Source organism: Pseudomonas sp. 3HC3, assembly GCF_044904505.1.
GTDB classification, from domain to species: domain Bacteria; phylum Pseudomonadota; class Gammaproteobacteria; order Pseudomonadales; family Pseudomonadaceae; genus Aquipseudomonas; species Aquipseudomonas putida_Y.
Genome location: NZ_JADDRH010000002.1, coordinates 1 through 20,223 on the forward strand (window position 1 = coordinate 1; position 20,223 = coordinate 20,223).

The following is a 20,223-nucleotide window of genomic DNA, read 5'->3' on the forward strand; positions in this document are numbered from 1 at the left end:
CATGGCCACTTGTGATGCTGATAATCTTTTTGACTATCAGTCCGTACTCACAAGCACCCACACGAATTGCTTGATTCGATTTGTTAAAGAGCGTTTGGTTAAGAGCTTTTCGTCTCAACCGAGGCGCGCATTCTACGCTTTCCTCAGAGCCTGTCAAGCGTTTATTTTGAAGTTTTTTGCGAGAAACTCGTTTAGCTTCAAACACTTGGCTCGCTGCGATCTCTCGTAGCGGGAGGCGAATCATACAGCACTTAGAAGCACTGTCAACCACCTTTTCAACCGCTTTCGATCATTTGATCGTAGCCCTTACAGCACCTTCAGAATTGTCTAACTCATTGAATTTCAAGGAGTTTGTCGTTCCGTTGTCGCTGGAAGTGGGGCGCATTATAAGGGGATTCGAGAGGGCGTCAACCTTTAATTTCAAGAAACCTTGATAGCGCAGAAAAGCAAAGCGGGGAGGCCTGACGGCCTCCCCGCTTTTCATCTAGAGCACTCCAGCATCACGCAGGCGCTGTACCTCACCGGCATCTACCCCCAACACCTCCCCCAGCACCACTTCGGTATGCTCGCCCAGCAGTGGTGGCGCCCGGCGATACTCCACTGGCGTCTCCGACAACCGTATCGGGCTCGCAACCTGCGGCACATTACCCGCCAATGGATGCGGAATACTCACCGCCAACCCACGCGCCAATACCTGAGGGTCCTGGAACATCTGGGCCAGGTTATTGATAGGCCCACATGGCACTCCAGCAGCCTCCAGCTGGGCCACCCACTCAGCCGTGGTCTTGAATACCGTAGCCTGACGAATCAATGGTATCAGCTCGGCCCGGTTGGCCACCCGCAGCTTATTGGTAACGAAGCGCGGGTCTTCCGCCCATTGCGGCTGCCCGGCCACCTCGGCGAACTTACGGAACTGGCTGTCATTACCCACGGTAAGAATGAAATCGCCATCTGCCGTCGGAAAGTCCTGATACGGGACTATATTAGGGTGTGCATTACCCAGCCGACGAGGAGGGGTGCCCGTGGTCAGGTAGTTCATTGCCTGGTTTGCCAGGCAGGCCACCTGCACATCGAGCAATGCCATGTCGACATGCTGGCCGACGCCAGTCTGATCCCGGTGGGCAAGGGCAGCCAGCATGGCGACCGTGGAATACAACCCGGTCAGAATATCGGTAAGCGCCACCCCAACCTTGACCGGCCCTGCGCCTTCTTCGCCCTCCGGACGACCAGTCAGGCTCATCAGCCCACCCAGCCCCTGGATCATGAAGTCATAGCCAGCGCGTTTGGCATATGGCCCGGTCTGACCGAAGCCGGTAATGGAGCAATAGATAAGCTGCGGGTTTACCGCCTTGAGGCTCTGGTAGTCCAGGCCATAGGCAGCCAGCCCACCTACCTTGAAGTTCTCTAGGACAATATCGCACTTCGCCGCCAGTTCACGCACCAGCCGCTGCCCCTCCGGCTGGGTAAAGTCGATGGTCACGGAGCGCTTGTTACGGTTGGCCGACAGGTAATAGGCCGCCTCACTGGTATCCTCACCTTCAACATCCTTGAGGAAAGGTGGCCCCCATGAGCGGGTATCGTCGCCACTGCCGGGGCGCTCGACCTTGATCACGTCGGCGCCAAGGTCAGCCAGAATCTGACCAGACCACGGGCCGGCCAACACGCGCGAAAGGTCTAGCACCCGCAGATGTGATAGCGCGCCCATGGCTTGCTCCTTATTAATAGAACGCCTGGATACCAGTCTGCGCACGCCCCAGGATAAGTGCATGCACGTCGTGGGTACCTTCATAGGTGTTGACCACCTCCAGGTTAACCAGATGACGGGCCACACCAAACTCGTCGGAGATGCCGTTGCCGCCCAGCATGTCACGCGCCATACGGGCGATATCCAGCGCCTTGCCGCAGGAATTGCGCTTCATGATAGAGGTGATCTCCACCGCAGCCGTCCCTTCATCCTTCATGCGCCCCAGACGCAGGCAGCCCTGCAGCGCCAGGGTGATTTCGGTCTGCATGTCGGCCAGCTTCTTCTGTATCAACTGGTTGGCGGCCAGTGGACGACCAAACTGCTGGCGATCCAGGGTGTATTGGCGGGCGGTGTGCCAGCAGGCTTCAGCGGCACCCAGCGCCCCCCACGAAATGCCATAGCGAGCCGAGTTCAGGCAGGTGAACGGGCCCTTGAGGCCACGCACGTCCGGGAAGATGTTCTCTTCTGGCACGAACACATTGTCCATGACGATTTCACCAGTGATCGAGGCGCGCAGGCCAACCTTGCCATGGATTGCCGGGGCACTGAGGCCTTGCCAGCCTTTTTCCAGTACAAAGCCACGGATATCGCCCGCATCATCCTTGGCCCACACCACGAACACATCGGCGATGGGACTGTTGGTGATCCACATCTTGCTGCCGGTCAACCGGTAGCCACCGTCGACCTTCCTCGCGCGGGTAATCATCGAGCCAGGATCGGAGCCATGGTTAGGCTCGGTTAGACCAAAGCAACCGATCCACTCGCCACTGGCCAGCTTGGGGAGGTACTTCTGCTTTTGAGCTTCGGTGCCAAATTCGTTGATCGGCACCATCACCAGCGACGACTGCACACTCATCATCGAGCGGTAGCCCGAGTCGATACGTTCCACTTCACGAGCAATAAGGCCGTAGCACACATAGTTCAGGCCGCTGCCTCCGTATTGCTCAGGGATGGTTGCACCCAACAGGCCGACTTCACCCATCTCGCGAAAGATCGCGGGGTCGGTCTGCTCGTGGCGGAAGGCCTCGAGCACACGCGGCGCCAGCTTGTCCTGGGCGAACTGATAAGCGCTGTCACGCACCATGCGCTCTTCTTCAGTGAGCTGCTGATCCAGCAGCAGCGGGTCGATCCAGTTGAAGCTTGCTTTACCGGCCATGAGCGAATCCTCGAAATAGGGGGCAGTTTCTTGTGCCTTTGAGCCTAGGCCTGATCAGCCGCCGGGACAAACGAGGATTGCGCACCGATTAGTGATATTTTGTCACTCCGTAAATCGGCAAAACGCCTTATTGACAGCCTTACAAGTGAGGTTGACGTACATGCGCCGCAAGATCCCCAGTACCACTGCCCTGGTTTGCTTCGAGGCGGCAGCCCGTAACGAGAGCTTCACCAAGGCTGCCCAGGAGCTCGCCCTGACCCAGGGTGCCGTCTGTCGGCAGATCGGTGGACTGGAAACCTTCCTTAATGTGGAACTGTTCCGTCGCTCGCGCCGCGGCGTGACGCTGACTGAAGCCGGCCTGTCCTACAGTCGCCAGGTGGCGGCCCAACTAGACGCCGTTGAGCGCGATACCTTGTCGGTGATGCGCCAGCAAGGCGCCAATGTGATCGAGCTGGCGGTAGTACCGACGTTTGGCACTCAATGGCTACTACCACGGCTCAAGGACTTCCAGCAGCGCCATCCGGAGGTCACGGTCAACCTTACCAACCGCACCCGGCCATTCCTGTTTGCCGACACGGCCTTCGATGCCGCCATCTATTTTGGTGATGCGGACTGGTCAGGCACCCAGTCGCACCAACTGATGGGTGAAAACCCGGTACCTGTGTGCAGCCCGACGCTGCTGAACGGCCAAGGCATGCTCGAGGCACGCCACATCGCGCAGTTGCCACTGCTGCAGCAGAGCACGCGCCCGTATGCCTGGCGGCAATGGTTCGGCAGTGTGGGCATGACTGTGGAGCGCGACATGACAGGCCCGCGCTATGAACTATTCTCGATGCTCGCCCAGGCGGCCATGCACGACATGGGCATTGCCCTGATACCACCGTTCCTGATCCAGCGGGAGTTGGAGGAGGGTAGGTTGGTGGTCGCTAACAGGCATGCCCTGAGTAGCGACAAGGCCTACTATCTGATGATTCCAGAGCGCAAGGTGGAGTCGGCGTCGCTACGCGCCTTTCGCGACTGGCTAGTAAGCCAGGCTCAGGCCTACATGAACAAAACAGCGACAAACGCGACAAGCTGACCCTGTAGTCAATTATTTTAAACACCTACAGATATATGTATATGTCGCATATTCGCAAACTGTAACGCAAGCACAAAAATACCCCTTAATCGTGCTCAGTACGCGGCTTTGCGGGTTATTTTGCGACATCCAACTAGTCGTAAGCGAATTGGCCGCTTTTTTTTTGATTTTTTCTCCTAATCTGCCAATGGCCCATGTTTGACGGGCTACAGCCCTATCACTGCGACAAGCGGTCACAGGGTGACTTGTAGTTTTGGCTTAGTTTCGCTCCAGAACCGGTTGAAGGCCTCTGGGTTCGTCTGCAAAATGCTTCGCCCCGCCCGGGATCCGGCGGGTTGGCGCTCCACAGCCGCCCCAGCGCACCATCCGAAGTGTGCTGGCTTCTACAAAGACAAAAGGTCACCGCAGGAGAAATAGTCGTGCACATTGGTGTTCCTCTCGAGACGCAGACCGGTGAGACAAGGGTCGCTGCGACCCCCGAAACCATCAAGAAACTGGTTGGCCAGGGCCATCAGGTCACCGTTCAACGGGGGGCAGGGCTTAACGCCGCCATTCCGGACAGTGCCTATGAAGCCGTGGGTGCTTCCATTGGGAGCGCTGCCGATGCCTACGGCGCCCAATTGGTACTCAAGGTGGTCGCCCCCACCGACCAGGAACTGGCCCTGATCAACAGCGGCAGCCTTCTGGTGGGCATGCTCAACCCCTTCAACGGCGAACTGATCGGCAAGATGGCCGAACGCGGTATTACCGCCTTCGCCCTGGAAGCCGCGCCGCGAACCTCGCGGGCGCAGAGCCTGGACGTGCTGTCATCACAGGCCAACATCGCCGGTTACAAGGCCGTGTTGCTGGCAGCCCATCACTATCCACGCTTCATGCCAATGCTGATGACCGCTGCCGGTACCGTTAAGGCGGCACGCGTGCTGGTCCTGGGTGCCGGCGTTGCCGGCTTGCAGGCCATCGCCACAGCCAAGCGCCTGGGTGCGGTGATCGAAGCATCCGACGTTCGCCCTGCCGTGAAAGAGCAGATCGAATCACTGGGCGCAAAATTCATCGACGTGCCATACGAGACCGACGAAGAGCGAGAGTGCGCCGAAGGCGTTGGCGGCTATGCCCGACCAATGCCGGCCAGTTGGATGCAGCGTCAGGCCCAGGCCGTGCACGAGCGCGCCAAGCAGTCCGATATCGTCATCACCACCGCGCTGATCCCCGGCCGCAAGGCGCCGACCCTGCTAAGCGCCGAAACCGTGGCGCAGATGAAGCCTGGCTCGGTGGTCATCGACCTGGCTGCCGCGCAAGGCGGCAACTGCCCGCTGACCGTCGCAGACCAAGTGGTGCAGGAGAACGGCGTGACCATCGTCGGCCCTACCAACCTGCCGGCCCAGGTGGGTGCCGATGCCTCGGCACTGTATGCACGCAACCTGCTGGACTTCATGAAGCTGCTGTTCGACAAGGACGGCGCGCTGATCATCAACCTCGAAGACGACATCGTCGCGGCCTGCCTGATGTGCCGTGATGGTCAGGTCGTCCGCAAGAACGGCTAAGGAGCACGACAATGGAAGACATGCTGATTTCCCACGGCATCTATAACCTGATCATTTTCGTGCTGGCCATCTATGTGGGCTACCACGTGGTGTGGAACGTCACCCCGGCGTTGCACACCCCGCTGATGGCGGTCACCAATGCCATCTCGGCAATCGTCATCGTTGGCGCCATGCTGGCCGCGGCCCTGACCGTGACCCCGGCCGGCAAGCTGATGGGCACCCTGGCCGTGGCCCTTGCCGCAGTCAACGTGTTCGGTGGCTTCCTGGTCACCCGCCGCATGCTTGAGATGTTCAAGAAGAAAACCAAGAACGAGGCGAAGAAGTAAGCATGAGCATGAATCTGGTAACGCTCCTCTACCTCGTCGCCTCGGTGTGCTTCATCCAGGCGCTCAAGGGCCTGTCGCACCCGACCACCTCGCGGCGCGGCAATCTGTTCGGCATGATCGGCATGGGGCTCGCCATCCTCACTACGGTTGGCCTCATTTATAAACTCGGGGCTGAACTTGCCACGGCCGGTATCGGCTATGTCATCGTCGGCCTGCTGGTCGGCGGCACCGCCGGCTCGATCATGGCCAAGCGCGTCGAGATGACCAAGATGCCCGAACTGGTCGCTTTCATGCACAGCATGATCGGCCTGGCCGCGGTATTCATCGCCATTGCCGCCGTACTGGAGCCGCAGTCGATGGGCATTGTGGCTGCCATCAGCGACCCGATCCCTACTGGTAACCGCCTGGAACTGTTCCTCGGCGCCGCCATCGGTGCCATTACCTTCTCCGGTTCGGTGATCGCCTTTGGCAAGCTGTCGGGCAAGTACAAGTTCCGCCTGTTCCAAGGCGCACCGGTACAGTTCGCTGGCCAGCACAAACTGAACCTGATCCTTGGCCTGACCACCATCGCCCTGGGCCTTCTGTTCACTTTCACTGGCCACTACAGTGCCTTTACTCTGATGCTGGTCCTGGCCTTCATCATGGGTGTGCTGATCATTATTCCGATCGGCGGCGCCGACATGCCAGTGGTGGTGTCGATGCTCAACAGCTACTCGGGCTGGGCAGCGGCCGGTATCGGCTTCTCGCTGAACAACTCGATGCTGATCATCGCCGGTTCCTTGGTAGGTTCGTCCGGTGCCATCCTCTCGTACATCATGTGCAAGGCGATGAACCGGTCGTTCTTCAACGTCATCCTTGGCGGTTTCGGTGGCGATACCGACACTGGCGCGGCGCAAGGTTCGCAAGAACAGCGGCCGGTGAAGTCCGGCTCGGCTGACGATGCAACCTTCCTGCTCAGCAACGCCGACAGCGTGATCATCGTTCCGGGCTACGGCCTGGCGGTGGCCCGCGCCCAGCACGCGCTGAAAGAGCTGACCGAGAAGCTGACCCACAACGGCGTGACCGTGAAGTACGCGATTCACCCGGTGGCGGGCCGTATGCCCGGGCACATGAACGTACTGCTGGCCGAGGCTGAAGTACCGTACGATCAAGTATTCGAGATGGAAGACATCAACGCCGATTTCGGCCAGGCCGACGTGGTGCTGGTGCTGGGCGCCAACGACGTGGTCAACCCGGCGGCGAAGAACGATCCCAAGTCGCCAATCGCCGGTATGCCAATCCTCGAAGCGTTCAAGGCCAAGACCATCATCGTCAACAAACGCTCGATGGCCAGCGGCTATGCCGGCCTGGACAACGAGCTGTTCTATCTGGACAAGACCATGATGGTGTTCGGTGACGCCAAGAAGGTCATCGAGGACATGGTCAAAGCGGTGGAGTGACAACAGCCGCTACAAACCCGCTGATATAAAGGAAGCCCCGGTCAGAATCTGCCGGGGCTTTTCTTTTGTTGATCCGGATCAACGGCTCAAATACAAGCCTTCTCATACGACCATGGTCGTGGGACGGCAATGGGCGAAATCTCTAGACTGCGCTGCAGTAGTTTCAGTAGCCCGAGATAACAATCCATGTACCGTGATCGTATCCGCTTGTCCTCCCTGCACAGCAAGGTAATGAGTGCGGCTGATGCCGCTGGTCTGATCGAGGACGGCATGACTGTCGGCATGAGCGGCTTCACCCGCGCCGGCGAGGCCAAGGCCGTACCGCATGCACTGGCCGAACGTGCCAAGCAATCGCCTCTGAAAATCAGCCTGATGACCGGCGCCAGCCTGGGCAATGACCTGGACAAACAACTGACCGAGGCCGGTGTACTGGCCCGCCGCATGCCATTCCAGGTCGACAGCACCCTGCGCAAGGCCATTAATGACGGCCAGGTGATGTTCATCGACCAGCACCTGTCGGAAACCGTCGAGCAACTGCGCAACCAGCAGCTGAAGCTGCCGGACATCGCGGTCATCGAAGCCGTGGCCATCACCGAGCAAGGCCACATCGTGCCAACCACTTCGGTGGGCAACTCGGCCAGCTTCGCGATCTTCGCCAAGCAAGTGATTGTGGAGATCAACCTCTCGCACAACACCAACCTCGAAGGCCTGCACGACATCTATATCCCAACCTACCGCCCGACTCGCACGCCAATCCCGCTGGTCAAGGTCGACGACCGTATCGGCAGCACCGCCATCCCGATCGACCCGGCCAAGATCGTCGGTATCGTCATCAGCGACCAGCCGGACTCGCCATCCACTGTGCTGCCGCCAGATGATGAAACCCAGGGCATCGCCGACCACCTGATCAACTTCCTCAAGAAGGAAGTGGATGCCGGCCGCATGACCAACAAGCTCGGCCCGCTGCAAGCCGGCATTGGCAGCATTGCCAATGCGGTGATGTGCGGCCTGATCGAGTCGCCGTTCGAAAACCTGACCATGTACTCTGAAGTGCTGCAGGACTCCACCTTCGACCTGATCGACGCCGGCAAGCTGAGTTTCGCCTCGGGCAGCTCGATCACCCTGTCGACGCGCCGCAATGCCGATGTGTTTGGCAACCTGGAGCGCTACAAGGACAAGCTGGTGCTACGCCCGCAGGAAATTTCCAACCACCCGGAAGTGGTACGTCGCCTGGGCATCATCGGTATCAACACCGCACTGGAGTTCGACATCTACGGCAACGTCAACTCCACCCACGTCTGCGGCACCAGGATGATGAACGGCATCGGTGGCTCCGGCGACTTCGCCCGTAACGCTCACCTGGCGGTCTTCGTCACCAAGTCGATTGCCAAAGGCGGGGCGATTTCCAGCGTGGTGCCAATGGTCAGCCATGTCGACCATACCGAGCACGACGTGGACATCCTGGTCACCGAGCAGGGCCTGGCGGACCTGCGTGGCCTGGCGCCGCGCGAACGGGCGCGGGCGATCATCGACAACTGCGTGCATCCAGACTACCGCGCTGCGCTGAACGACTACTTCGACCGCGCCTGCCAGCGTGGCGGGCATACCCCGCACATCCTGCGTGAGGCCCTGAGCTGGCACGAAAACCTGGAAGAAACCGGGCGCATGCTGGCAAGCTGATCCAGATGTGGTACGGAACGGCGGCCCTGCTTCCGCTGTTCCGGCCCTTCGCGGGCTTGCCCGCGAATGGACCATAACAGTCAAACCCTTCTCTCAATACACCTTTCCGCGATCAGCAGCACAATCTGTACTACTGTACTGGTGTTTTCAGACCTTCCCGACTGACAAATCCCATTTCTTGAACAAGAATGCACCAAAGAAGTGCGGACCAGTACAGTTACGCCTATTTCGAGTGCAACAGTAGGGTTACACAGTTAACTGAGCCATCGTCTTTCAACCGAACTGTATCTACTGTTATGGACGACAGAGGAGGATCATTGGCATCAGTTAAATCACTACCTAATCCCGCCATAAGCGGAAGGATGAAGCATCATGGAACGTACCCTCAGTTCCGGTCTGGTTTTTGAAAGCAACGCCCAACAATCCAACGCCTCGATGCCACTGCGTGCATTGTCGACCCTGCTGCTGTGGCAGCGTCGCATGACCAGCCGTCGTCAACTGGCTCGCCTGGACTCCCGCCTGCTTGCAGACGCCGGCATCAGCGAGTCGCAGCGTTACGAAGAGCTGAGCAAGCCTTTCTGGCGCTAAGCTCCCGGCTTGCCGGCTTTGGCCGGCACCGTGAATTCCTCAAACCCGTTGCAGGTGACTGCAGCGGGTTTTTTATTGCCCGAGAGATGCGCTGTAGAGTACTTAGGATCACGACCAGTACAGTTACGAAATATAGAAAAATCGCCTTAACAGTTCTCCGGATCAGCAGTCGTTCTCATCTCTACGCAGCACCGCGTGGTACGCTTGGCCTAACCGTCTGCTAGAACCAGTTGATGAAAACGTACCGCGACGAGCCCTGCAAACGTCCGATACAGCAGAACCAACCTGACCTACCCAGGAGTCCACGACCATGTCCCGCAAACACTTGCTTGGCGCCGCGCTGTTGCTTGGCCTGGCCGGCACTGCCAACGCCACCAGCTTCGTTGTCACCACTGATACGGTAGTACGTGCCGTTGCCGCCTCCACCGACGCCACTTCCGACCTGAGCTCTTCGTTCCGCGACGACAAGATCGTCCAGGCCGCCCGCGATGACGCAGCCAGCTTCGTCGGCACTCAGGGCGCTATCCGCGGCGCCCGACTTGAAAGCGCTTTTGTTCACATCCGTTCGAACATGCCCGACCTGCAAGCTAGCGATACACAGTTGGCCCAGGCCATCCTGGCGCTCTGATACACGCCATGCAAAACAGGTGCGTTGGCTTCGGCCCTCGCACCTGAGGTAGGCTTCGCCGTTCATTTTTCCAGCCTTCAAGAAAGCTCATGCGTTATCTGTTGCCGTTGCTGTTCGCCGCCACAGGCATGGCCAGCGCCCATGCCATGGATACCACCACACAAAGCCTGGTCATCACCGGCTATGTCACCAGCCAGGTCACAACCGCACCGTTCGACCGCAAACTAGTCAAACAGGCCCGCGACGATGCCGCCGCATTCGTTGCCAGCGACGGACAGATCCGTGGTGCACGCCTGGAAGCCGCCTTGGAATCATTACGCCACAATTGCGCACGACACGCCGTCGGCGATCTGGAACTGGCGCAGGCAATTCTCGTCCAATAACTACACCTGACTCCCTGTATTTTTCGGAGATGCTTCATGCGCAAACCGCTGATTGCCGCTTCCCTCGGCATGCTGCTGCTGGCCGACCTGGCCCAGGCACAGACCCTGGTGGCCACCAGCAACATCATCGTGCGTGCCTTTGGCCGTTCGATCGACTTCACCTCGGACACCACCACATCGATCCGCGACTCCAAAGTTGTGCGCGAAGCCCACGACGACGCTGCAAGCTTCGTCGCCAGCAACGGTGACATCCGCGGCGTGCAACTCGAGGCCGCCTTCAATACCCTGCGCGAGCGCGTACCGGAAGCGCGCAGCGCCAGCGACCAAGTACTGGCTGAAGCCATACTCGCACTGTGAAGCGCGTGCGTGCCTGGCTGCTCGGCTGCGCCCTGACGCTGCTCGGCACGCCCGCCTTGGCCGACCTGCAGCTTGAGCTGCAGGCGTCCGGCCTCGACCTGCAACAAGCAAAAGCCTCCCAAGCCCTGCTCGACGAGGCCATGGGCAAGCTGCCACCGCGCTTCAAGCAACAGCTGGACCGCCGCGTGCGGGTCAGCTGGAGCGACAACATGCCTGCCGACACTTATGGGCAGGCATCACTGATATCCGCCCTCGAGCTCAACCGCCGCTTGCTGCCCAGCCTCACCGATGGCAGCGCCGCCAGCGAGCGCACCAATCGCCCACATGGCACGGTGCGTGAAGAGCTGCTGGCCACCGTGTTGCACGAGCTCACCCATCTCTACGACCGTGCCCGCCTGTGGCCCAGCGCCGAAAAATTACTGATTGCACGCTGCAAGCGCCAGCAAGGCACGCTGGGCAAGGTCGGCCTGCCGGAAGAATGCCGCGGCCAGGCCAACCGCCGCTTCACCCTAAGCGACGACCCACGCCTGCTCGACCTGGCCGGGTGGCAGCAGTACGTCGGCCGGCGTGGCGAGCGCGAGCAGCACAATGGCCAATTCGTGCGCAGCCCCGACAGCTATGAGTTGAGCAGCCCCAAGGAATACATCGCGGTCAACATGGAATATTTCCTCCTCGACCCGAGCTACAGCTGCCGTCGCCCGGCGCTGTACCAATACCTTCACGAACACTTCGGCTGGGCACCGCAACAAAGCACCTGTGCCAAAGGCTTACCCTTCATCAATGCCGGCAGCGACTTCGCCCGCCAGCCACTAGGTGAAATCGACCCGGAGCGGGTCTACGAAGTGGACTACCTGCTGGCTGAAGCCAATCAGAACCTGGTCAGCCGCTGGGGGCACAGCATGCTGCGCCTGGTGATCTGCAAGCCAGGCCGCCCACGCGGACCAGATTGCCGCCTGGACCTCGATCAAAGCCTGGTGCTGTCGTACCGCGCCTTCGTCAACGACGTGCAACTGTCCAGCTGGGACGGCCTGGTCGGCAACTACCCGTCGCGGCTATTCGTGCTGCCGCTGGGCCAGGTGATCGACGAATACACCAAGACCGAGCTGCGCAGCCTGGCCTCGGTGCCCTTGAAACTCAACCGCGACGAAATCGAGAGCCTGGTGCGCCAGGCCGCCGAGATGCACTGGAGCTATGACGGCAACTACTGGTTCCTGTCCAACAACTGTGCAGTGGAGTCGTTGAAGCTGCTGCGCAGCGGCACCGCCAACCCGCGCCTCAACGACCTGGACAGCATCATGCCCAACGGTTTGCTGGCCGTGCTCAAGGGCAGGGGGCTGGCAGACACCAGCGTGCTTGATAACCCGCGCGAAGCGTTACGCCTGGGCTACCGCTTCGATTCTTACCGCGACCGCTACCAGGCGATGTTCGAGGTGCTGAGAAAACAGCTGCCGATCAAGCAAGCTTTGGTTGAAGACTGGCTGGCCCTCGATGCCGAGCAACGTCGCAGCTGGTTCGCCAAGGCCGACCTGCGCACCAGCGCGGCACTGCTTCTGCTTGAGCAAGCCAGCCTGCGCCGGCAGCTTCTGCTGGCCCAGGACGAGGTCAAGCAGCGTTACCTGAATGCCGCAGCATTGAAAGATGGCAGCATCAACAAAGCCGATGCCACGCTCAAGCAAATGCTTGCCAACAGCGGTTTTCTCAGCCGCCCGGCAGAGTTGCTCGACTCCAAAGGCTACGGGCTGCCGCAGCCGGAAGAGCGCAAGCACCTGGAGCAGGTGAGCAGCGAGCGACAGGCACAGCTATTGCGCTTGAGCACCAGCCTGGACAAAGAGGTGAGGGCGCTGCTGGAGCCGTCACGAGCCAGGGAAATTGCAGCAGTCGAGGCCAACGTGAAGCAGATCGGCGAGCACTTGCGGGCGTTGCACAAAGCTGCTGGTGGCCTGCAGTTGTGATGTATGCAGGGCTGGCCCTTTTGCGGGCAAGCCCGCGCCTACAGGCTCTCCTCATCCTCCGAGGGCAAATCCTCATCCAGATGCAACCAGGGCAACCGGCTGCCCACCCAGATATGCCGGTTGGCTCGCACCCATTCAGGGTGATCCAGCGTAGCCACCGTCACATCGATCGTCTGCGGGCTATGCGTGGTCACCAGCGCCACATGCGCCCCACACTGCCCACAGAAGTAGCGGCTGCAACTGGCTGGCGCCACATAGCAGTTCGGCTCGCCCGTTAACCACTGAAACCCGGAACGGGGCAGGGTAAGCCAGGTGACCACCAGTCCACCGCTGACCCGCCTGCAGATCGAGCAATGACAGTGGGCAATGTCCGTCAGGTTGCCCTCCAGCCGATAACGCAGGGCGCCACAATGGCAGCCACCTTCGGTTACATCCTGCATCACCTACCTCCCGTCACCTTTGCTTCAGCGAAAGCTGGCTGAAAGCTTGCCCTCTTAGGATAGCGCCCACTACCGGCACAAGACCGGTCAGCCAGGGCACCTGGTAATACCACGCCCGGCCCAATCAACAACAACAATGGTGATTCTGATGTATTCCTGCGCCCGCCTTTTCGTAGCCTCCCTCCGCATGCTCTCTGCACAGCGCCCTGCGCGCTGATACGCCCGAATCGACTGTCCTTTCGCCGCGCCACGCCTGGAGTATTGCCATGCTGACCTTCCTCGGCTTTGCCATGGTCATCACTTTCATGTACCTGATCATGAGCAAGCGCCTGTCGGCCTTGATCGCGCTGATTCTGGTACCGATCCTGTTCGCCCTGTTCGGTGGTTTTTCCGCCAAGATCGGCCCCATGATGCTAGAGGGCATCAGCAAGCTCGCACCTACCGGCGTGATGCTGATGTTCGCCATCCTCTATTTCGCCCTGATGATCGATTCCGGCCTGTTCGACCCGGCCGTGCGCAAGATCCTCAAGCTGGTCAAGGGCGATCCGCTGAAAGTCTCGGTCGGCACCGCTGTACTGGCCCTGGTGGTCTCGCTCGACGGTGACGGTGCTACCACCTACATGATCTGCTGCGCCGCCATGCTGCCGATGTACAGCCGCCTGGGCATGAGCCCGCGGATCATGGCCGGCCTGATCATCCTCGCCGGCGGCGTGATGAACATGACCCCCTGGGGTGGCCCGACCGCCCGTGCTGCCAGCGCCCTGCACGTAGACCCGTCAGACATCTTCGTGCCGATGATCCCGGCCATGCTGTTCGGTGTGCTGGCGATCCTGGCCATTGCCTACATGTATGGCAAACGTGAACGTGCCCGCCTGGGCGAACTGCATCTGCCTACCGACGACATCGACCACAGCGAAATCACCGTCTCGCAGTACCCGGACGCACGTCGGCCCAAACTGCTGTACTTCAACGGTGCCCTGACCGCCGCCCTGATGGCCGCACTGATCGCCGGTGTACTGCCGCTGCCAGTGCTGTTCATGATTGCCTTCAGTATCGCCATGATCGTCAACTACCCATGCCTGCAACAACAGAAGGACCGCATTGCTGCCCACGCCGGCAGCGTGCTGGCCGTAACCGGGCTGATCTTCGCCGCCGGCATCTTCACCGGCATCCTGTCCGGCACCGGCATGGTCGACGCCATGTCCAAGAGCCTGCTGTCGGTCATCCCTGAAGCGCTAGGCCCATACCTGGCTGTAATCACCGCGATCGTGAGCATGCCGTTCACCTTCTTCATGTCCAACGACGCGTTCTACTATGGCGTGCTGCCGGTGCTGGCCGAAGCCGCCAGCCACTACGGCATCACCCCGGTGGAAATGGCCCGTGCGTCGATCGTCGGGCAGCCGGTACACCTGCTCAGCCCGCTGGTACCCTCCACCTACCTGCTGGTGGCCCTGGCCGGTATCGAGTTCGGCGATCATCAGCGCTTCACGCTCAAGTGGGCAGTGCTGGTATGCCTGTGCATAATGCTCGGCGCACTGCTGATGGGGATTTTCCCGCTGTTCAGTAGTCTTTAATACATCCGTATCACCTACGCGACGCGCCCTGACCGGGGCGCGTTGCCATTACCGCTCGAAGGAAAATACATGGAATGGCTGACCAGCCCGGAAATCTGGGTTGCCTTTTTCACCCTTACCGCGCTTGAGATCGTCCTCGGTATCGACAACATCATCATGATCTCGATTCTGGTCAGCCGCATGCCCAAGCACATGCAGCCTCGCACCCGTATCTTCGGCCTGGCCCTGGCCATGGTCACCCGTATCATGCTGCTGCTGTCGATTACCTGGGTCATGCGCCTTACCGCCGACCTGTTCGTGGTGTTCGGCCAAGGCATCTCGGGGCGTGACCTGATTTTGTTCTTCGGTGGCCTGTTCCTGCTATGGAAGAGCTCGCAGGAGATCTACCACGGCCTGGAAGGCGAGGACGAGAACGCAGAGGAGCCGAAAGGCGCAGGTGGCAAGTTCTTCTACACCATAATCCAGATCGCCATCATCGACATCGTGTTCTCGCTGGACTCGGTGATCACCGCAGTGGGCATGGTGTCCCACGTGCCGGTGATGATCGCCGCCATCGTCGTGGCGGTGCTGGTGATGATGCTGTGCGCCGGCGCCATCAGCAATTTCATCGACAAGCACCCGTCGCTGAAGATGCTCGCGCTGTCGTTCCTGATCGTGGTCGGTACTGTGTTGATCGCTGAGGCGTTCGATGTGCATGTGCCGAAGGGCTATGTCTACTTCGCCATGGCCTTCTCGCTGGGGGTGGAAGCCATCAACATACGCATGCGCACCGCCATGGCCCGCAAGGATGGCAAAGATCATGAACCGGTGAAACTGCGCAAGGACATTCCGGGTCAATAAGGACAAGGAAGCGCAGTACAGCAAGGGCCCTTCGCGGGGCCCTTTTTCATGCCCGTTTTTTCTGTACGTGGTCACTGTGGGGGGCTTGTCCGCGAAGCGACCCGTACAGGCAATCATCCATTTCAGATCTGTTTTAAATAAATGACTGCCATGCGAAGCTGGCGACAGCTGGGCAAAACAACTAAAGCTTTGAGTGAGCACTGAAAATTCTTCAAACGCTCACGTTTCTTTTCTTGGCCCAATGGGCCTTTGTAACAGGGGGCCTTCGCCATGCTGACCCTGCTCAACCTGCTCTCGGCCGTGACGCTTCTGGTCTGGGGTACCCACATTGTGCGTACCGGCATCCTTCGGGTATTCGGCTCGAACTTGCGGCGCATCATCAGCCAGAACATGGACAAGCGCCCGCTGGCATTCATCGCCGGTATTCTGGTCACTGCCATGGTTCAAAGCAGTAACGCCACGGCCATGCTGGTCACCTCCTTCGTCGGCCAAGGCCTGATGGCCATGACCCCGGCCTTGGCAATCATGCTGGGTGCCGACGTGGGTACCGCGCTGATGGCCCGGGTGCTGACCTTCGACCTGTCCTGGCTGTCGCCGCTGCTGATCTTCCTTGGCGTGATTTTCTTCCTTTCGCGCAAGCAGACACGGGCCGGCCAACTAGGCCGGGTAGGCATCGGGCTTGGCCTGATCATCCTGGCACTTGAACTTATCGTGCAGGCAGCTGCGCCGATCACCCATGCCCAAGGCGTGAAAGTGCTGTTTGCCTCACTGACCGGCGACATCATGCTCGACGCTCTGGTCGGGGCAATGTTCGCCATGATTTCCTATTCCAGCCTGGCAGCCGTTCTGCTCACAGCAACACTGGCCGGCGCCGAACTGATCAGCTTGCCGGTAGCCATCGGGCTGGTGGTCGGCGCCAATATCGGCAGCGGGCTGCTGGCTTTCATCAGTACCAGCATGCAGAACGGCGCCGGGCGTCGGGTAGCCTTGGGCAGCCTGCTGTACAAGCTGATCGGCCTGGTGCTGATCATCCCTGTGCTGCACCCGCTGGTGGCATGGATGGACTCGTTGAGTTTCAGCCCTCAGGAGCTGGTCATCGGCTTTCACCTGCTCTACAACACGCTGCGCTGTCTGATCATGCTGCCCACGGTCAAACCGATGGGTCGGCTGTGCAACGTCCTGCTGCCTGAACGGGAAAACGGCAATGGTCAGGTCCGCCCCCGTCACCTTGATGCCTCGGCCCTGGAAACGCCCAGCCTGGCGCTGGCCAACGCCGCCCGCGAAACGCTGCGCCTGGGGGATATCGTCGACAGCCTGCTCGAAGCCATGCTCGGAGCCCTGCGTGGCACCCAGACCGCCTTGCCACAGCAAGTTCGTGCCTTGGGCGAAGACGCCGAAGCCCTGTACAGCGCAATCAAGCTGTACCTGGCGCAGATGTCACGGGAAGACCTCAGCGAACAGGACAACCGCCGCTGGGCCGAAATAATCGAACTGGCAATTAACCTCAAACTCGCCTGTGACCTGATCGAACGCATGCTGCGCAAGGTCCAGCAGCAGAAAACCAGCCAGCGCCGGGAATTCTCCCAGGTAGGCCTGGAAGAGCTGTCCGGCCTGCAGGAGCAATTGCTGGCCAACCTGCGCCTGGGCCTGTCCGTATTCCTCAGTGCAGACCCGGAAAGCGCCCGCTTGCTGTTGCGGGAAAAACGCCGGTTCCGTGCCCAGGAACGGCGCCTCGCCCACGCCCATGTCAGCCGCCTGCAGCGCAAGGTCGTGCAAAGTATCGAAACCAGTTCGCTACACTTGGAGCTGATCGCCGACATGAAGCGGTTGAACTCTTTGTTCTGTAGTAGTGCCTATGTGGTACTAGGCGGCTCGGACACCGGAGGGCTGATGCTCGACAGTGTGCCCGATGAAGCCCGCCAGCCGTGATTTCTCCTTGCTGAGGACCCTCGCTCGCCCATGCGTTGCCTGATGTTCGTTTGCCTGCTGATCTGCAGCCTGCCCTCGTTCGCCCTCGACCGCTCGCGGGTTGAAGGCTACCTATTGCCTAATGGTCTGCAGGTCATCCTGAAAAACGGTTACGAACGTGACCATGTGGCGATTCGTCTGGTGGTCGGCGTGGGCCTGGATGATTTCGACTGCGAGCAGAAAGAGCTGCCACACCTGCTTGAGCACCTGTTGTTCAGTGGTATCGACGAAACAGGCGAAGGTGGGCTGGAAGAACGCTTGCAAGCGCTTGGCGGCGAGTGGAACGCCTATACCAGCAGTGCCGACACCACCTTTGTCATCGAGGCCCCGGCGCGCAACCAGCGCAAGGTCCTCGACCTGCTGTTGGCAGTAATCCGCGACACCCGTATCGACGCCAAGGCCTTGGCCACCGCCAAGCGCATCATAGAGCGCGAGGATGGCGGCCACTATGGCCACCTGCAGCGCTGGCTCGACCGCCAGGACATCGGCCACCCCGCCAGCAGTCAACTGGCCACCGAGCTGGGTTTGAAATGCCCGGAGCGCTCCAACCTCGACGACATGACCTTGGCGCAAGTCCAGGCTTTGCGTGACCGCTGGTACGCGGCCAACAACATGACCCTGATCATGGTCGGCGGCCTCGACCGCCTGCTTCCGGCCTACCTGGAGCGGTCCTTTGGCGAGCTGCCCACTACTGAACCCGAAGAGCGCCGCAACCTTGAAAGCATCACCCGACAGGCCGAGCAGCGTCGCAACCTGACCCGCGGCTGGCTGGGCGATGGCGTCAAACTGCACTGGCTGTTCATCGAGCCGGTGCTGGACAACGACCACCAAGCCACCCTCGACCTGCTGTCGCGCTACCTGGACTGGGCGCTGTACGACCAGCTGCGCCTGCGCAACGGGCTATCCTACGGCCCCTCCGTACAGCGTGAGAGCTTTGGCGACACCGGCCTGCTCAGCCTCAATGCGGACCTTGAGCGCGATGACATCGACAAGGCCGTCAAGGTGATGCAGGGCCTGTTCGACCACCTGCGCAAAGAAGGCCTGGACCCAGACACCTTCGCCCGCATCAAGGAAGCCAGCATCGGCAAGGAAAGCTGGAGCACCCAAGGCAACAGTGCCTTGGCCGACTACTACTGGGGGGCGCTGAACGACTACACCGACGGGCGCTTTGCCAACCCGGTGCGCAAGCTGCGCCAGGTCAGCCTGGAACAGGCCAACGAGGCGCTGAAGGATCTGCTCAAGGAAGATGGCTATGTGCGCATCGAAAAGCCGTTGCTAGGCTATGACGAGCTTTACGGGCTGATGGCCTTGCTTGTAGGGCTGGTCCTGGCGGCGGGGCTGTTGCGCTGGCGGCGGCAAAGGCCTGAGCGGCCCAGTGGTGCTACACGGCAGCGGTGATTCGGCGGTATCCTTTTGCCAGTACCGGACCTTTCGCGGGCTTGCCCGCGAAGAGGCTGGCACAGCCACCTCACTTTTCTGTTGTAGCCCCCAATGCCCCAAATCCCCCAAATCGTTCAGCGCATCATCGAACTCCTCAAGCGCTACCCCGGCATCATCGCGCTCGGCGGTTTCCTCTCTGGTATCGGCAGCTTCATCCTGGTCGACCGCCAGGCTGGCCTGGCCAGCTGGGTCGCCGTGCTCATGCTGGTCAGCTGGGTCTGGCTGATGCTGGAGAACACCCTCACCGGGCTGTTCGCGCGCACTTTCAACCGCGAGATCCCTCAGCCGCTATTGCGTTACGCAACGCAGATGATCCACCAGGAAACGCTGTTCTTCGTGCTGCCGTTCTTTTTCATCACCACCACCTGGAACAGCGGTCAGTTGGTATTCACAGGCCTGCTCGGCGCCGCCGGCCTGGTTTCGATCATCGACCCGCTGTACTACAAGTGGCTGGCACCACGGCGTTGGCTATTCCTGGCGCTGCATACCCTGACGTTGTTCGCCGCTCTGCTGACTGCGTTACCGATCATCCTGCACCTGACCACCGCACAAAGCTTCAAGCTGGCCCTCATCGCGGCCATGGCCCTGTCGTTCCCCAGCCTGGCCAGCAGCTTCCCGATCAACAATTGGCGCCGCGCGGTGGCACTGGTGCTGGTTACCCTGTCGGTCGGTGCCGGGGGCTGGCTGCTGCGCTCCTGGGTACCGCCGGCAACCCTGTGGATGACCGAAGTGGCGGTGAGTACCGAAGTGCTGAACCGCCAACCCGGCGACTCACTGGACGAAATTGCTGCCAGCCGCATCCGCAGCAGTGGCCTGTATGCCTATACCGCCATCAACGCACCACGCGGCCTGAACGAACGGATCTACCATGTGTGGCAAAAGGACGGCAAGGAGGTCGACCGCATTGCCCTGGACATCCACGGTGGGCGCAAGGAAGGCTATCGGGCCTGGACCCACAAACAGAACTTCCCACCCAACCCGGTAGGCAAATGGCAGGTGAGGGTGCTGACCGAGGATGGGCAAGTGATCGGCGTGCTGCGCTTCAAGGTGGTCAATGATGCACCAGCTGCTAGTTGACCCCTGCCTTGC

The 20,223-nt window shown here is 60.3% G+C and carries 19 protein-coding genes; 15 read left to right on the top strand and 4 right to left on the bottom strand.

Annotated features, from left to right (window positions below; genetic code table 11):
* The 3 genes from INQ47_RS04610 to INQ47_RS04620 form a co-directional block, all read right to left on the bottom strand.
* A partial coding sequence (locus INQ47_RS04610; protein WP_404701235.1) for a hypothetical protein occupies positions 1–244 on the bottom strand: 244 nt, incomplete at its 3' end.
* Between the two features lie 240 nt (positions 245–484).
* On the bottom strand, positions 485–1,705 hold the full coding sequence (locus tag INQ47_RS04615; RefSeq protein WP_404701236.1) for a CaiB/BaiF CoA transferase family protein: 1,221 nt from the start codon (positions 1,703–1,705) through the stop codon (positions 485–487).
* Between the two features lie 13 nt (positions 1,706–1,718).
* Entirely contained in the window at positions 1,719–2,900 is a 1,182-nt protein-coding gene (locus INQ47_RS04620) for an acyl-CoA dehydrogenase (RefSeq protein ID WP_003252907.1), read from the bottom strand.
* 160 nt (positions 2,901–3,060) lie between these two features.
* On the opposite strand from INQ47_RS04620, the gene INQ47_RS04625 reads away from it, so the two are divergent.
* From INQ47_RS04625 to INQ47_RS04670, 10 genes are all read left to right on the top strand, one after another.
* Complete coding sequence (locus tag INQ47_RS04625) at positions 3,061–3,978, top strand: LysR family transcriptional regulator (protein ID WP_404701237.1); 918 nt, start codon at positions 3,061–3,063, stop codon at positions 3,976–3,978.
* Between the two features lie 419 nt (positions 3,979–4,397).
* On the top strand, positions 4,398–5,519 hold the full coding sequence (locus tag INQ47_RS04630) for a Re/Si-specific NAD(P)(+) transhydrogenase subunit alpha (protein WP_404701238.1): 1,122 nt from the start codon (positions 4,398–4,400) through the stop codon (positions 5,517–5,519).
* Positions 5,520–5,530: 11 nt separating this feature from the next.
* The gene (locus tag INQ47_RS04635; protein ID WP_003252914.1) at positions 5,531–5,845 is read left to right on the top strand and encodes an NAD(P) transhydrogenase subunit alpha; all 315 of its coding nucleotides are present in this window, start codon (positions 5,531–5,533) and stop codon (positions 5,843–5,845) included.
* 2 nt (positions 5,846–5,847) lie between these two features.
* A complete protein-coding gene (locus INQ47_RS04640; RefSeq protein ID WP_252459029.1) occupies positions 5,848–7,284 on the top strand; it encodes an NAD(P)(+) transhydrogenase (Re/Si-specific) subunit beta in 1,437 nt (478 codons plus the stop codon).
* A 186-nt stretch (positions 7,285–7,470) separates the two neighbouring features.
* The gene (locus tag INQ47_RS04645) at positions 7,471–8,964 is read left to right on the top strand and encodes an acetyl-CoA hydrolase/transferase family protein (RefSeq protein WP_021784626.1); all 1,494 of its coding nucleotides are present in this window, start codon (positions 7,471–7,473) and stop codon (positions 8,962–8,964) included.
* A 372-nt stretch (positions 8,965–9,336) separates the two neighbouring features.
* Positions 9,337–9,552, top strand: coding sequence for a DUF1127 domain-containing protein (locus INQ47_RS04650; protein ID WP_021784625.1), 216 nt, complete (start codon positions 9,337–9,339; stop codon positions 9,550–9,552).
* 310 nt (positions 9,553–9,862) lie between these two features.
* On the top strand, positions 9,863–10,180 hold the full coding sequence (locus tag INQ47_RS04655; RefSeq protein ID WP_028697682.1) for a DUF2388 domain-containing protein: 318 nt from the start codon (positions 9,863–9,865) through the stop codon (positions 10,178–10,180).
* Positions 10,181–10,269: 89 nt separating this feature from the next.
* Positions 10,270–10,563, top strand: coding sequence for a DUF2388 domain-containing protein (locus tag INQ47_RS04660; RefSeq protein WP_404701239.1), 294 nt, complete (start codon positions 10,270–10,272; stop codon positions 10,561–10,563).
* Between the two features lie 36 nt (positions 10,564–10,599).
* Complete coding sequence (locus INQ47_RS04665) at positions 10,600–10,920, top strand: DUF2388 domain-containing protein (RefSeq protein ID WP_021784622.1); 321 nt, start codon at positions 10,600–10,602, stop codon at positions 10,918–10,920.
* On the top strand, positions 10,917–12,872 hold the full coding sequence (locus INQ47_RS04670) for a DUF4105 domain-containing protein (RefSeq protein ID WP_404701240.1): 1,956 nt from the start codon (positions 10,917–10,919) through the stop codon (positions 12,870–12,872). Before INQ47_RS04665 ends, INQ47_RS04670 begins: the two co-directional genes overlap by 4 nt.
* Before the next feature lie 38 nt (positions 12,873–12,910).
* Here the strand turns inward: INQ47_RS04670 and INQ47_RS04675 are convergent, their stop codons facing one another.
* Positions 12,911–13,312, bottom strand: coding sequence for a GFA family protein (locus INQ47_RS04675; RefSeq protein WP_252459033.1), 402 nt, complete (start codon positions 13,310–13,312; stop codon positions 12,911–12,913).
* Between the two features lie 266 nt (positions 13,313–13,578).
* Between INQ47_RS04675 and INQ47_RS04680 the strand changes: the two genes are divergently transcribed.
* The 5 genes from INQ47_RS04680 (at position 13,579) to INQ47_RS04700 (ending at position 20,211) form a co-directional block, all read left to right on the top strand.
* Positions 13,579–14,886, top strand: a complete 1,308-nt coding sequence (locus tag INQ47_RS04680; RefSeq protein ID WP_021784619.1) for a CitMHS family transporter — start codon at positions 13,579–13,581, stop codon at positions 14,884–14,886.
* A 69-nt stretch (positions 14,887–14,955) separates the two neighbouring features.
* A complete protein-coding gene (locus tag INQ47_RS04685) occupies positions 14,956–15,726 on the top strand; it encodes a TerC family protein (RefSeq protein WP_252459035.1) in 771 nt (256 codons plus the stop codon).
* Between the two features lie 270 nt (positions 15,727–15,996).
* Positions 15,997–17,655 (top strand): Na/Pi cotransporter family protein, encoded by a 1,659-nt coding sequence (locus INQ47_RS04690; protein WP_252459036.1) that lies wholly within the window; start codon positions 15,997–15,999, stop codon positions 17,653–17,655.
* Positions 17,656–17,685: 30 nt separating this feature from the next.
* Positions 17,686–19,092: a pitrilysin family protein gene (locus INQ47_RS04695; protein ID WP_252459037.1), complete on the top strand. Its 1,407-nt coding sequence runs from the start codon at positions 17,686–17,688 to the stop codon at positions 19,090–19,092.
* Between the two features lie 93 nt (positions 19,093–19,185).
* Positions 19,186–20,211 carry a DUF5924 family protein gene (locus INQ47_RS04700; RefSeq protein ID WP_252459038.1) on the top strand — a complete coding sequence of 342 codons (1,026 nt, stop codon included), beginning with the start codon at positions 19,186–19,188 and terminating at the stop codon, positions 20,209–20,211.
* The last annotated feature ends 12 nt before the right edge of the window (positions 20,212–20,223 follow it).